Annotated in this window: 9 protein-coding genes and 4 pseudogenes; 6 read left to right on the plus strand and 7 right to left on the minus strand. The window is 67.5% G+C overall.

The annotated features are described in order from the left end of the window. Positions 1–130: 130 nt before the first annotated feature. Entirely contained in the window at positions 131–658 is a 528-nt protein-coding gene (locus tag ACTMTU_RS35280; protein WP_441267513.1) for an SMI1/KNR4 family protein, read from the plus strand. A gap of 126 nt (positions 659–784) precedes the next feature. Here the strand turns inward: ACTMTU_RS35280 and ACTMTU_RS35285 are convergent. The 4 genes and pseudogenes from ACTMTU_RS35285 to ACTMTU_RS35300 form a co-directional block, all read right to left on the minus strand. Continuing rightward, positions 785–1,132 (minus strand): annotated as a pseudogene (locus tag ACTMTU_RS35285) (transposase); the annotation flags it as partial. A gap of 15 nt (positions 1,133–1,147) precedes the next feature. Beyond that, positions 1,148–1,909 (minus strand): annotated as a pseudogene (locus ACTMTU_RS35290) (IS110 family transposase); the annotation flags it as partial. Positions 1,910–2,068: 159 nt separating this feature from the next. Then, a pseudogene (locus ACTMTU_RS35295) lies at positions 2,069–2,790 on the minus strand (winged helix-turn-helix domain-containing protein); the annotation flags it as partial. Positions 2,791–2,982: 192 nt separating this feature from the next. Further along, complete coding sequence (locus ACTMTU_RS35300; protein ID WP_441267514.1) at positions 2,983–3,168, minus strand: hypothetical protein; 186 nt, start codon at positions 3,166–3,168, stop codon at positions 2,983–2,985. A gap of 237 nt (positions 3,169–3,405) precedes the next feature. On the opposite strand from ACTMTU_RS35300, the gene ACTMTU_RS35305 reads away from it, so the two are divergent. The 5 genes and pseudogenes from ACTMTU_RS35305 (at position 3,406) to ACTMTU_RS35325 (ending at position 10,944) form a co-directional block, all read left to right on the plus strand. After that, positions 3,406–6,090 (plus strand): hypothetical protein, encoded by a 2,685-nt coding sequence (locus ACTMTU_RS35305; protein WP_441267515.1) that lies wholly within the window; start codon positions 3,406–3,408, stop codon positions 6,088–6,090. A gap of 18 nt (positions 6,091–6,108) precedes the next feature. Further along, complete coding sequence (locus ACTMTU_RS35310; RefSeq protein ID WP_441267516.1) at positions 6,109–7,842, plus strand: hypothetical protein; 1,734 nt, start codon at positions 6,109–6,111, stop codon at positions 7,840–7,842. Between the two features lie 85 nt (positions 7,843–7,927). Then, positions 7,928–8,648: pseudogene (locus tag ACTMTU_RS35315) on the plus strand (IS701 family transposase); the annotation flags it as partial. A 443-nt stretch (positions 8,649–9,091) separates the two neighbouring features. Then, positions 9,092–9,646, plus strand: coding sequence for a DUF4760 domain-containing protein (locus ACTMTU_RS35320; RefSeq protein WP_441267517.1), 555 nt, complete (start codon positions 9,092–9,094; stop codon positions 9,644–9,646). A 35-nt stretch (positions 9,647–9,681) separates the two neighbouring features. Continuing rightward, positions 9,682–10,944, plus strand: coding sequence for a DUF6895 family protein (locus ACTMTU_RS35325; RefSeq protein WP_441267542.1), 1,263 nt, complete (start codon positions 9,682–9,684; stop codon positions 10,942–10,944). A gap of 21 nt (positions 10,945–10,965) precedes the next feature. On the opposite strand, the gene ACTMTU_RS35330 is transcribed toward ACTMTU_RS35325, so the two are convergent. The 3 genes from ACTMTU_RS35330 to ACTMTU_RS35340 all read right to left on the minus strand — a co-directional run bounded on the left by ACTMTU_RS35330 (position 10,966) and on the right by ACTMTU_RS35340 (position 13,737). Then, positions 10,966–11,805 carry a phytanoyl-CoA dioxygenase family protein gene (locus tag ACTMTU_RS35330; RefSeq protein WP_441267518.1) on the minus strand — a complete coding sequence of 280 codons (840 nt, stop codon included), beginning with the start codon at positions 11,803–11,805 and terminating at the stop codon, positions 10,966–10,968. Then, positions 11,802–12,614, minus strand: a complete 813-nt coding sequence (locus ACTMTU_RS35335) for a DUF6065 family protein (RefSeq protein ID WP_441267519.1) — start codon at positions 12,612–12,614, stop codon at positions 11,802–11,804. The genes ACTMTU_RS35330 and ACTMTU_RS35335 overlap by 4 nt, the downstream gene beginning before the upstream one ends. A gap of 106 nt (positions 12,615–12,720) precedes the next feature. Then, positions 12,721–13,737 carry a cupin-like domain-containing protein gene (locus ACTMTU_RS35340; RefSeq protein ID WP_441267520.1) on the minus strand — a complete coding sequence of 339 codons (1,017 nt, stop codon included), beginning with the start codon at positions 13,735–13,737 and terminating at the stop codon, positions 12,721–12,723. Positions 13,738–13,771: the final 34 nt, after the last annotated feature.

The following is a 13,771-nucleotide window of genomic DNA, read 5'->3' on the forward strand; positions in this document are numbered from 1 at the left end:
CCACCTCAGCCTGCTCCAACTCGCCTGCAGCATCATCTGCTTGAGACGACTCCGAACCTCATTCTGAAACGATCAGTAAGAAATGATCTTGCAGCGGAAGCCAGTGCGACTGAGCCGTAGGCTTCGTGTCATGGCGCGATTCGATGAGGTCATGGCGACGTTCTGGGGTGACGGTGATTACGGTGTCCAGCAGCCTCTGACGGACGAGATGGTGCGAGAAGCCGAGCGTGTGCTCGGTGTGACTCTGCCCTCGGCCCTGCTTGACCTTCTGCGGGTTCAGAACGGCGGCATCGTGGCTGCCGATCACGATGCGTTCCCCACAAATCAGCCGACCTCGTGGAGCGAAGACCACGTTCCCTTCGACGACCTGATGGGCATCGGGCGAAACGACGGGATGACTTCGTTGCTCGACACCCCGTACTTGGTCGAGGAGTGGGGTCTGCCAGCACCACTTGTGCTGCTTTCCGGCGATGGGCACTGCTGGATCGGTCTCGACTACCGCATTTGCGGGCGGGACGGCGAGCCATCGGTCACATGGTTCGAGACCGACCTCGACACGGAGCTCGTCCTGGCTGGTGACTTCCGCTCGTTCGTCGAGGGCCTCACTGCGGGCAGCTCGTATGGTGACGGCTCTGCTGGTGACCCCGTATCGGCTTGATGATCGCGGCGTCTTCCGGGCTAAGGAAGTGATCACGTGCAGGCCGGCCTGAGCTCACGGGGCAGGTGGACATGGAGGTGCTTTTCCTTGACCACTGAGGTTGAACTCGTGATGTCGCTGGGTTACTCAGGTGGGTCGGATGGTCAGGCCGGTCTCGGCGAGGCAGCCGTCTATGAGGTCGCTGCGGTACTGGATGTGCCGTAGGCCGCGTCGGATGCGCTGGACGAGGTGTTCCGGGGTGCTGAAGGCGACGTTGGACAGCCATCCGCGACGTAGCAGGGACCAGATCCCTTCGACGGGGTTGAGGTCGGGTGCATAGGGCGGCAGGTAGTAGATGGTCAGCCACTCGCGGGCTGCTGCCCACTGCCGCAGGTCGGCGGCTTTGTGGACGTTCAGGTTGTCCCAGACGAGGACGATCGGGCCGCCGAGCTGCTGGTGGGCGGCGATCAGCAGGTCGCGGTAGTTGCGCCAGGAGTCTCAATGACGGAGTCAAGCCGCTTGCGCGGCCGGCGGGGCGGAGCTGAATTCACGGTCGTCGCGCAACAGAGCCCACAGAACGCTCGCTCGTCGGCGGGCCAGTGCGATGACGGCCTGGACGTGTTTGCAGCCCTCGCCGCGCTTCTTGAGGTAGAAGTCCCGGTTCGGTCCCTCACGGATGATGCTGGTTTGCGCGGACATGTAGAACACTCGTCGAAGGCGGCGGCTGTAGCGCTTGGGGCGGTGCAGGTTGCCGGTGCGGCGTCCGGAGTCACGCGGGACTGGCACCAGTCCGGCCGCTGAGGCGAGATGGCCGGCGTCCGCGTAGGCGGTCAGGTCGCCCGCGGCGACGACGAACTCGGCGCCGAGTATCGGGCCCATGCCGGGCAGGGACTCGATGATCTCGGCCTGCGGATGACTGCGGAAAGTCTCGCGGATCTGCTTGTCGATCACCCTGAGTCGGTCATCCAGCGCCAGGATCTGTGCCGCCAGGTCAGCCACGATCTGGGCGGCGACGTCCTCGCCGGGCAATGCGGTGTGCTGGGCCTGGGCAGCTTCCAGCGCGGCAGCGGCGACGTTGTCGGCGCTGCGTACACTGCGGTTGGCCAACCACGCCGTGAGCCTGGCCCGGCCGCGCCGGCGGATCGCTGCCGGCGTCTGGTAGCCGGTCAGCAACACCAGGGCACCCTTGTGGGCCGAGAAGTCGAAGGCCCGCTCCAGTGCAGGGAAGACACCGGTCAGCACGTCGCGCAGTCGGTTGATCATCATCACTCGCCCCTCCTCAGTTCCAACAGCATGCCGTCGGCCCGAGGAACACCCAGCTGTCATCTCCGTAATGGCGCCCCGAAGAGCCGGGCGGCCACTCCTGGCGAGCCACTGAAGGCAGAAGCTCTTGAGCCACACCCGGCCCTCCCGGGCCGCCCAACAACTTACGGAGAAGCTCTTCCGTCCGTCGCGCCGGCCGTCGTCCCGGCGCGGCCGGTAGATCAGTCGGGACCGCTGGCCGGGCTTGTAGCAGGTCAGCGCCGCGATGGACACCCGTCTGCGGGAACGGCCCCGCACCCGCACCACCGGGGTCCGGCCGCGCTGTGACCAGGTCCTGGCCTGCGGCGGCGTCATGGAGAAGCCGGCCTCGTCCTCGAAGACCAGCCAGGCTCCACTCACCGCCGCGAGTGTTCCGCGCAGGGCCACACCTCCTTGACCCACCCGGCCACCGCCTCGTCGTCCCGCTCCATCGCCCGTCGGGCCGGCACCTGGCAGGACCAGCCGTTACGCACGAGCAGCTTGCGCACGCCCTGAATCGTGTACGTCAGGTGGAACCGCCGTCCGATCAGCGTCTTCACACGGCTCAGGGTCCAGCGTTGGTCCTCCCAGCCGTGCGCGGCCGGCCCCTTGGCCAGCTCCGCCTCAAGCTGGGCGAACTGCTTCTCACTCAGCCTCGGCAGCGACGCCGGCCCTTGTGACCGCAGGGCCCGCGGACCTCCCTCGTCCCACATCCGCCGCCACCGCTGCACCGAGCGGACGCTGACCCGCAGGTCTCTGGCGATCACCGAGCTCGCCTCGCCCTGGGCGAATCGTTCGGCGGCCTTGAGCCGTAACTCCTCGCGGAACTGCTGCCGTTCGGCGGTCAGCCCGCCGCCTTGTGGATACCGCATGCCCCGGTGATACCGCACGGGCGACGAGCCGTCAGCCCCTACGACTCCACGAGTTCAATCTCAGTAACTGCATGCCTCTGCACAACGAGCCTCTCACCCGGCACTCTTGCCACGGAATCCGTGTCGCGGCTTTTGGGTACCTCCCGCCCAAGGTCCGTCGCCGTCGCCGTCGCCGGGGCGAGGTCGGCGCGCTTACGCCGAAGGAGGTTCCTTGGCGATGGTCACGACGGTGTCGGCTCGGACGCTGAAGACCTTCTTGCCGTCCGAGGCAGTGAATTCCACGAAGTCGTCCCTCACCGCGAAGTCGTCTGCCTCCACCTTGCGTTCCCTTACGGGCGGGGTCTTGGGCGTCGTGTACTCGACGATGTAGACGTTCACGCGCGTGCACCTCCTGTGTCCGATGGCGGCATGGTCCCATTCCCTGCGTCCCACGTGACACGCGCCAGCCTGACGATCGGCGCCTTGTCACCCGATCAGATAGCCGTTCGAGTGGTCGACCGTGTCTGCCGGCGACATATTCCGGATGCCGCGCGAATATGACGAGGGAACCAGGACGAGGTGAGGAGCATCCCGATGGCGTACATGGTCACATTCCTTGGCACGTCATCCCTTCCCGTGACGTCCAGCGGTAGCGCGTATCGGATCTGGTCGTACAAGGTCGAGGGAACCAACACCGAGATCCCCGCCGGGCGTCGGATGACCATGGCCCTGCCCGGCATCGTCACGGTGCTGGATCCCAGCGCCTTTCCGGGGGTTGACGCACTGAACGGAACCCTCGTCTGGCGGAGCGCGGACGGCAATCAGCAGTACGTGGCAGGCAGGGCCGGCGCGCCCGGCAGCGTCACCATCGCGTTCGTCGCCGCGGCGCACACCTCCAGCGGCCAGGTCCAGCTCTACAAGTCCACGCCCGGCAACGATCTCGTTTCCGTGCCGTTCTCCGTCGGGCCCGACGGCGCGGAGGCCAGTCATTCCCAGCTCCTGGTCATGCCCGCTGCCGGGGCGCCAGCCTTCACCGGGCGGCCGTTGTACGACTTCACGGGAGCCCTGCCGTACGACAGCGAGCTCTTCGGCGTCTATCAGCCACTCTCCGGGTGGATCGGGGCGACATCCGGTCTGTCCGCGGTCCCGATCCACGGCGGCTCGATCGGAGCACTGACGCGCGCACAATTCCACGGGGACGAGGCCCTCACACTCACCAACCTCGGTCTGAAGGCACTGTCCGATCACTACAGCGCCGGCGCGGGGGGCGCCCTGTCGCCGGTGGGGCTGGTCAACCTCTTCCGCGAGTACTTCTTCGAGTTCGACAACTTCCTCGGCACGCCCTCGGGACACATCTGGGTCAGCCCGGGAGGCACCGTCGAAGTGGTGGAGAGCAGCACCCGGCGCACGCTGGTCGAGAAGGTGGTGGAGCAGTCGGAGGAGGTCTCCCGCAAGAGCGAGGAGAGCCTCACGGAGCAGACGGATGTCGCGGACGCCGTCAAGGAGGAGAACTCCAACGACACGAAACTCGGCGTCAGCGCCACGGGTGGGGTGAACGCCAAGATCTATCATGCCGACGCGAGCCTCAGTTTCAGTACCCAGAACACCGTCAAGCGGGGTGCCGAGACGACCCACAAGCGGTCTCGTACGCAGACCTCGAAGGTCACCAGCGAGATCAAACGGAACTTCAAGACGACGTTCCGGACGGTGACCGAGTCCACGGACACGTCGAGCCGCCGCTACGTCCTGCACAACACGACCACTGAGTTGGTCAACTTCGAGCTGCGGCGCAAGATGCGCAAGGTCGGAATCCAGCTGCAGCACATCGGAACCCGTCTGTGCTGGCAGATCCACCTCCCCGATCCGGGCCAGGAGCTCGGACTGGGGGACATGGTCCACGTCGTCCCTGCCCCCGACCTCAGCTCGATCCCGAAGCCGGAGCTGATTCCGGAGCCGGAAAACCTTGACGTGCCCTACCACTTCGACATCACTTTCCAGCACGACCAGGGGCCGGACGACGAGGCCGAGGAGACCTATCTGCCCAGTCCGGGCAACGATTGCCGAGGACTGAACGATACTCCCGACTACCTCCCTGGGAAGGACGACATCATCCAGTTCTGCTTCCCCAAACCGCTGCCACCGGTTCCGGAGGACTACGTCTTCAGCAAGGTGCATTCCCTGGAAAAACACGGCGCCCAGATCGAGTTCGCACCGTTCACAGTGAACACGGCGACCAACACGCTCAACGTGAAAATGACGTACGCCAACTTCCAGGGTCGCAAATCCCTGCCCTTCGACATCACGCTCGTCTACGAGCCGAAGCAAGAGGCCAAGGACAAGGTCAAGAAACTCAACGAAGCGGCACAGGCCGAATACCAGAAGGAAGTCGACCGGCTCCAGCACGAGGCGTACGGTGAGGCCGTCCGCGAGCGGCTGCGCCTGATCAGCTCCATGCGCCCTCGCTCCTCCGAGGATCTGCGCAGCGAGGAGCGAAGGTGGGTGTTCCGGAAGCTGATCAAGCAGCTGCCACCCGGTCATTACCCGACGACCACCGTCGGGCACACGCCGTACCTGGAGGCGGAACAGATCCAAAAGTTCTTCGACGTCGACGAAATGCTGTACTTCGTCGCCCCGGACTTCTGGCGGCCCGGTGTGCTGAACGCACCTGCACCCTCCGCGCAGAGCACCGGCAGGTATCCGGTGCCTGCTTTGCCGAAGCCCACAGCCGGTGCCCCGCTCCCGACGTTGGACGGCCAGACCGTGGCCGGCTGGTACTCCCGCGCAGACGTCTACAAGACGGTCAGCAGCCCGTCGCCCCCGACCGATGAGTGGCGGGTCAACTACCTGATCTCGGAGCAGACCGTACCCGCGCCCCTGGGGAGCTCGCTGGGATGGCTGATCCAAATCGACGCCGACGAGCGCCGCAACGAGTTCCTCAACGCGGCTTGGGCCAAAGTGGTCATGCCCATCAGGCCAGGGCAGGAACGAGCCGCACTCGCCTGGCTGAAGACGGTCGAAGGCCAGGCGGGCCTGGGCATGCCGTACGCGCCGCAGGACGACGACCCGGACGAGTACGAGGAGAAGACCGTCGGTCAGGTTCTGGACCTTCTCGCCACTCACCTGCAGTCCCTGGCCCAGGAGGAGTTCGAGACGACACTCGCGGCGGAGAAGGTCTTCGAGCACGGATTCGACCCCCTGGCCGGCGGCTTCCGTCCCCCCGAGCCCTATCAGATCTTCGACCAATGGGTCGAGGTGCTCCCGACGGACCAGGTCGTCGCGGTCAACGTCAAGTACGACCCCAAGACGGGCCAGCAGCTGTGACGGCGACGGGGTAGTGCCATGGCCACGAACGACTGGCGGGTCCTCGTCGCCGTGGAGAACGCCAGCGGTGTCCCGGTCGTGGGCGCGCGTGTGAAGGTGAGTCACCAGGCGGGGAGCGGCGTGACCCAGCAACTGAATGAGGTGTCGCTCCCAGGCGCGACGCTGGCCTTCGACGTGCCGGATGATACCGAGCGCATCGTGTGCGAGCTGCGGCACGACCGCTACGCGGCCCTGCAGATGCTGCTCGTGCGAAGCCGAGGCGAAACGATCTGGCGCTGGGACAAGCCGACCCGCCATGTCGGCACCAGCGGGCGCGACGTCGCGGTCATCGCCACCTTGGGCCGCGTCCGGCCCGCGCCGGAGGGCCAGATCCCCGAGGCTGACCTCCTCCGGCGCGCCGCGCCCCTGCAGCCGGCGCTGGAGAGGGCGCTTCAGGCGAACCGGGCCGCGGTGGACAAGGGGAAACCCGCGACGCAGCCCATGTTCGCTCCCCTCGACTTCGACCACCGCAATGTGCTCGTCGTGCCTGTGCAGCCACCCGGAGCGACCCTCTACCGCCTGCAGAGCGACCCCGCGGTGCAGGCGCCGATCGGCGACTTCCACACGGCGACGCCGGACCTGCTCTCCGACACGCCCGACACCCCGGGGTGGCGCCGCTTCCGGCACACGACGCGCCCCATCGACCCAAGCCTGGAGGGACGACTCCACTTCGTGGAGTACGGCGAGGTCGGCGCCAACCATAGCGCCGGTCCGCGCTTCCTCGTCGGCGTCTGGGTGCCTCACCGACTCCGCGACCCGGCGGTCCGGGCCCTCGACTTCGTGATCTGGCTGCACCCGAACGAGAAGAGCATCCTTTACCCCAGAGTCGAGGCCCCGTTCCCGCCGCCGTACCCCTACGGCATCGCGGCCGCCATGGGCGACAAGGGGCGGGCCGTCGCGACCCAGCCCTTCCTCGATCTCCCGGTCTACCACCTGTTCAAAAACCATTACATCGCCTACCAGCTCGCCGCCGCGCGACGGGACGCGGTCATCGTGATTCCCGTGGCCCCGGGCAACCACTTCGTGCCGTTCGAGTCCCCGGCGATGCTCATGCGGTTGCTCAGAGAGCTCTGCCTGTTCCTGCCGCAGGACTTCCCGCCCGGGGTCGAGGCGGCGGTGCACCCTCCGGCACCGGCCGTCCGCCGGGTCGCCGTCTGCAGCTTCAGTAGCAGCGTGCCCCGCCTCCAACCGCTGATGAAGGCCGCCCTGCCGGACTCCCGCTATCCATCGCCTTTGTGGTGGGCCACCTCCTCGGGCCCGCTCGAAGAACGAGGTCTCGACGACGCGACCGACTTCAACAAAGTCTGGAAGGAGCAGTGGGCCATCGACGGGATCGAAGCCGGTTTCCAGACGTACGTCGACGCGGCGGCCACCTGGGTGCTGCAGGCCGACGATCGACGACTCCGGATCTACAAGAGCACCTTCACCGGCGCCTGGGATCCGCGAGCGCCCCGCAAGGGTTCCTGGAACAAGTTGATCAAGGGCGCGAAAGTCGTCACCCGCCGGAGCGGCGACCTGTGGGCGGTGTCGGTCGGCGACGCACCAGGACGACTGTTCGCCCTCTCGCTGGACAAAGGGTTCGTGCTGGGCCCGCCGAGCGGTCCCGACGCGGCGATGGAGCCCGTACTGCGCCCCATCGACCCGCACACCATGATGCCCCGGATCTGTTTCGGCCACGCCGCGGTGACCAGCGGCCTGGCCGCCGCGCCGTGACGGGGTGACCTCACCACGGGCCGGAGCATCGGCGCGGTGCCGTCCATGAGTCGGCGTCCGCCAGGGCCGCCTCAAACGCGCCCGTCTGCCGAAACGGCAGTCTCGGCAAGCCGCTGATGTGTTCGCCGCGGTGCCGCGCAAGGACCAGCGGGCCAAGGGCGACTGCTACCTCGGGGACTGATGCTGGACGGCCGCCGCAAGTCGGTCCAGGCCATGGCCTCGCGGCTGCCGGACGGCAACGAACAGAACCTGCAGCAGTTCGTGAACCAGTCCACCTGGGACCCGGTGCCGGTACAGCGGCGGATCTGCGAACGTATGCACTGCCGCTGATCACCCCGACGGCCTGGGTGATCGACGATGTGTCGCTGCTCAAGGACGGAAGAATGTCGGTCGCCGTGGCCCCGCAGGACTGCGGGGCCCTGGGCAAACGCGCCAACTGCCAGGTCGCGGTCAGCGTCCACGCCGCCAGTGACACGGCCTCCTGCCCGCTGCAGTGGCGGCTGTTCCTGCCCAAGGAGTGGGCGGCGGACGCCGACCGCAGGACCGTCACCCGTATCCCGCCCGAGGTGACACACTGCGAGGAGTGGCGGCTGGCTCTGGACATGCTCGACACGCTGGCCGACTGGGACATGAGGCCGCCTGCCGTCGTGGCCGACGCCGCCCACGGCACCAACGCCCACCTGCGGGCCGGCCTGGCAGAGCGCGGAATCGACTACATGCTGGCCATCCGCGCGGATGTGACCGCCCACCCATTCGACGCCCACCGTTCATCCGACCGGCCCCTGGAGCGGATAGGCCGTAGACGGGCGGGAGGCGTGATATGCCCGGAGGGTGACGGTACGACCTCCGCTGGAACTGAGTGGGGCCTGGTCTGTCTGCGTCAGGGGCGGTGCGGCCGATCAGGCCTGGTGCATGATCGGTTCTCCAGTGAACTGGCTCCCCGGCCGAGTGAGACGGCCTCGCTAACGTCGAGGTGGAGGTGCGCGGCCCGGTATCACCGGGGTGACCAACCGTGGCTGGCCCTGGACGCTTCCGCGGGGCTGTTTATGCAGGTCAGCGAAGCAAGAAGCTGGTGCCCGAGGGGAGAGTTCAAGTCCCCCCTCGGACCCCAGCGGAAGCTTCCCGTCCAACTGAGGTCTTCCTGCTTCTCGCGCCATGCGGTCGTTGCCCGAACGGACGGTACCGGGTTGCGATGCCGACGGGAGCCGCCTGAGACTCTGACGGAGGGGACTCTACGTCTGGAGGGTGCATGACCACATCGAACGCCCCCGAAGGCCCCACTCACGAGGACGCGCAGCTTCTGATCAAGTTGTACGACATGACGAGGGACGGGCCGGTCCGGCGGGGTTTCCTTTGGTACCTCGACCACTTCAGAGAGGGCATGGATCCGTCCACGGTCGACTACGACGCAATCCGGGCCCGTAACCCCCGCATCTCCGACGGCTACGACGCCTGGACGTCCGTGGCGTCCTTCTTCGAAACCGCGGGCGTGCTGGTTCGCAACGGCACCCTCTACGGCGGCCTTGTCTTCGAGCGATGGCCCGTCGAGTGGTACTGGCGCTACCTGGGCCCGCTGGTCCAGGCCGAACGTGACAGGGGCCAGGTCTGTGACACGGCCTGCTTCGCCGACAACTTCGAATGGCTCGCCAAGGAGGCGAACCAGTGGCGACTGAGCGGTAAGGGCCAGGCGAAGTGGCTGTCCGGGCTGTCGACCGGCAAGAAGCCGGGAGACATGATCCCGCCGGCCATCGACCCGCCGTCGACTTTCGAACAGACGCGGGGGGCCATCGATCCGCCGTCGTGAACACCGACCCCACGACGGACACGTCACGGCCACTGGTGGCGGCAGCCTCCGCTCTGGAGGACGCCGCTACCACGTGGCTCTGCCGTGAGCTCCCGAAGTGTACGGTCGGTGCGGCCGGCTCCGCCTCGGGTGGTGTGAAGCCGCTCGTCGACATCTCCCTCTTCGCGTTGGTACGGGCACGACTCCACCCCGCCGATGGTGTGCAGGAGAAGTTCTTCCGGCACCTCCGGCAGGAGGTGGAGAGGCCCGGTTACCGCGATCTCCTCGTCCGGAACGGTGACTTCGTCAATTTCTACGGCCTGCCGTACGCGGCCCTGGTGACCATGGGCGAGGACGGTTCCGCGGGTCGCCTGGTACGAGGGGTCATACGCAGCGGCGTGCCCCTGTGGACCGAACGCCCCCCGCACCGCCGTCTGGACGTGCTCTTCTTCCTCTGTGTGCTGGGAATCAGCGTCGGCAGCGGCCCGGACGAGGCCCTGTCCCTCTCCTCCCTCGTGTCCGACCCGAACGTCCTGCTGGTCACCGAGCAGGAGAGCTATGCGATGGCGCACACCGCGATGTACGCGACCGAGTTCGGTCAGCGCCGTGCCGTGTGGCCGGACATCGATTTGTCGGACGTCCGTGACCTGCTGGACGTGTTGCTGCGGCGTGCCGTGGCCACGGGCCGCGTCGATCTCGCCGCGGAATTGGTGTGCGGCGCCGTCTCCGTCTGCGACGGCCGCGTCGCGGTGGACCTCGCACCCTTCCTGGACCTCCTGGAGAGTTCCCGGCGCGAGGACGGGAGCTGGCCCCGCTACGCGGAGGAGCGGTCCGGCCCCGAGAACTGGCCCCGTTCACACCATGCGACCCTGGTGGTGGCGCTGGCTCTGACGATGGTCCGCCGGGCTCTGGAACCGGGGCCGTACCCGGTGGGGCAGTTCGGTCGCGCAGACGGGCGGGCGCACCGCGGCCGGGTGAGGCGCGAGGTCGACGCGGCCCTCTCCCGCGCTGCGCCGGCCGCCTCGCCGGCGGCCGGACAGCTCTGCGGCCGGGCCCCTGGGAGAACGGCGGCGGGGCCGAGGGCGCTGTGGGACGTGCCCGGAGCGGACCGGCACGGCTGGATCGCGGCGTTGGAGGAGCGTGTCCTCCGCGGCGAGGCCGGACGGCGGGAGGTGTGCGACGGCGTCCTGCTGCTCGCGAGCTGGCAGGACGAGGACGGGCTTATCCGTTGCTGTGACGACGGGGAGCACCACGTGGGATCCACGGCCTCGGCCCTGCACGTCCTGAACGCGGCACGCCATCAGCTCTCCGCGTCGTGAACCGGAGCCGTCACGAGCGGCTCACACCCTGGGGAAGAGGTCGCAGTCGAGGGGGTCTCCCCGTCCGAGGGCCGGCGGGGTCACGTGGCCGGTCTGGCCCTTGTTGTGGAACATGTCCGCCGGATGCGGATCCCAGGTCACGTCGTCCCCGGTGTAGACGACGGCCACCGCCCGGCGAGGCGTCCGGGAGCTGTTCGCGCGGGCCCCGTGGACGGTCTTGGGGTGGTGCAGCAGCGCGTCTCCGGGTTCCGACTCCCCTATCAGCCAGTCGTGCTCCAGGTATTCCGCGTCGAAATCGGGCTGCCAGTCCGATATCCGTCCGGAGCCGGGCGCCTCGTACACCACACCCCAGCGGTGTGACCCCTTGAGGTAGTGGAGTGCGCCGCTCCGATCCGTCACGATGTCGAAGGGCACCCAGATGCGCAGGATCTGTTCGCCGGCAAGGGGGAAATAGGGATAGTCCTGGTGCCAGAGCGTGGGTTTGGGCGTGCCCGATTCCTTGACGAAGACCTGGTCGTAGAAGAGGTTCAGGCTGTCGGCGCCGGTCAGCACCTGGCGCGCGATGACGGGCATCGGCCCGGACAGCGCCCACGCCTTGAAGGCTTCGTCGAGCAGCCACGGGAACGACTGTCCGAAGAAGCGCGGCTGCCCCGCCTCCGCGTAGTTCTGGGACGACGGATCGGGATGCTGCGTCAGCCGGTCGATCGCGGCGCTCATGTAGGCCACCCACTCGTCCGGGACGATTCCCTTCAGGAGGGCCGCACCATCCCGTTCGTACGCTGCCCGCTCGTCATCGGTCACCCATCTGGTGGGTCCGGTGGCCGGATGGTCGCGGTGGATGTCATGGGCCGGCCGGTTCACTGCCGCTCCCGGAACCGTTCGAGATGGAGCCGGGTCTGGTGTGCCGGCTCGATGCCGTCGGCTCCGGCGTCGCGGCCGCGGAAGTAGTCGCGCTGCCAACTGCCGACCGGCAGATCGCCCCGTCTCAGCCTGGCCGTGAAGTCCTCCCGGGAGCTCTTGAAGAGCTGGAAGCGGGCGTTGTCCACCGGTATTGACTCTATGTCCCGGATTTCCGGGTGGAACGACTCCAGCTCTCCCCGCCGCTGCGGAGCGACCATGCAGAAGGGTTCCCCTTCGTCGAAGACGATGTCCGTGAACGGTCGCGTCACCTTCCAGTTCATGGTGAAGGTCGCTGCCGTCCAGTCCGTTTCCACGATACCGTCCAGGGCGAACACGCCGTCCTTCGGATAGTTCGTCGGCCCGCGGACGTGGAGGTTGAAGCCGGGAGGAGTCCGGAAGAGGTAGGGGACGCTCCACGTGATGATTCCGTACCCGAACTGACTGTGCGCCAGGGGCGGGGGCCGGTCTGGTCTGTCGGCGTGGCTGATGTTCAACGAGCCCGGCTCCTCCCTCCCCGACCAGCGCGCCCTGAAGCGCGTGTCGTTGAGGAGGATCCAACCGCTCTGATTGGCTATCAGCAGGGGGAGGCAGCGATTGGCGAAGTGCTGGAGCGTCGCGGACATCCAGGCTCGGCCTGCTGCCGCGGGCTCGATGGTCAGCGGGCGATCCGCTAAGGAGTAGGCGATGAGGGACGCGGTGCCGTCCGGCCGCGCGTGGAACTGCGCCTGCTCACGGTTCCGCCCGGTGGCGCTGCTCGGTTGCTCGTTCATGTTCGGCTCCTCACGGCCGGACGGTGCCGGGCCAGCCCGAACAGGTACTTCCCAGTGTCGGCCGGTCGGGTACGGGCCGCAACCGGGACGGGCGGCCTGTGCGGGTTCAGGCGTATCGCCAGCTCGTGGAGTGGCCGGACAGGTCGAACGCGCCGACGAACGACAGGGAGATGCTCGTCTCCAGTGAAGCGACCCAGTGCCACCAGCCGAGTGGAAGGAGGAGGGCTTCGCCCCCGCGCACCGTCGCCTCGGTCACGGGCACGTTCCTCATCGCCGGGAACCTGGTCAGATCCACACCGCCGAGGTCCACGGGGCTGCGGCCGCCCGGGTCCCCGTAGAGGCGTGGCAGGTTGTGCGGCTCCACCAAGCGCACGAGCTTCGAACCCCGGATCTGCACGAACAGGATGTTGGAGTCGTCATGGTGCAGCGGCGTGACCGTGCCCGCCGGGCCGAACCACAGCTTCGCGTGGCCGAGCGCGACGGGAGCGAGGAACCCGGGGAGGTGGCGAATGTCGTCCAGCAGCCGGTGGAGGGCGGGGCGTTGGAGCAACTGGTTCCGGGCCACCACGTAACGGTCGTTGCCCTCGTCCGCCATGACGTGGGCCACGAACTCGCGCATGGTGATCTCGCGGCGATGAGCGAGGAAGTTCTCCTCGAACCGGGGGTCGCCCTGCCGGTCCGCCGATATCTCGATCACCGTGTCTCCGAACTCCTGGACGAAGTAGTCCAGGGACCACTTGTGAAGCGCAGGCCACCGGTCCACGAGGCCGCGGACGACCACTGGGCGATTGGCGAAGTAGAAGTGCTCGAAGAACGTCTCCGGGTCCGGCGGATCCATCACGGGAACCGCAGTCGCCCGCGGCGACTGGCTCCACTGGTCGCTCAGCGCATCCGCCAGTGAACGCAGCTTGCGGTGTTCACCCAGGAGTCGGTGCGCCACGCGGAAGAGAGTGGCTTCTTCCTGCGTGGCGATCAACTGCCGGGCAACCGCAGGGGGGAAGCCCCGCTGCCGCATGACGGTGATGATCTCATCGTACGCGACCCCGCTGAGCAGGCTCTCGCCCAGCCACTCCTGCCACGGCACGGTGAATGCCGGGGGTGTGCCCGCGCGCTCTCCGTCCATCGTCGAACTCCGAATCAGGGGATCGTGCACGCCG

The sequence above is a fragment of the Streptomyces sp. OZ13 genome, from assembly GCF_052068155.1.
Lineage (GTDB): Bacteria > Actinomycetota > Actinomycetes > Streptomycetales > Streptomycetaceae > Streptomyces.

Bases quoted from the DNA above. Each gene is read 5' to 3' on its own strand.
- ACTMTU_RS35340 (WP_441267520.1), bottom strand. From the start codon at position 13,737: ATGGACGGAGAGCGCGCGGGCACACCCCCGGCATTCACCGTGCCGTGG.
- ACTMTU_RS35320 (WP_441267517.1), top strand. From the start codon at position 9,092: ATGACCACATCGAACGCCCCCGAAGGCCCCACTCACGAGGACGCGCAG.
- ACTMTU_RS35310 (WP_441267516.1), top strand. From the start codon at position 6,109: ATGGCCACGAACGACTGGCGGGTCCTCGTCGCCGTGGAGAACGCCAGC.
- ACTMTU_RS35280 (WP_441267513.1), top strand. From the start codon at position 131: ATGGCGCGATTCGATGAGGTCATGGCGACGTTCTGGGGTGACGGTGAT.
- ACTMTU_RS35335 (WP_441267519.1), bottom strand. From the start codon at position 12,614: ATGAACGAGCAACCGAGCAGCGCCACCGGGCGGAACCGTGAGCAGGCG.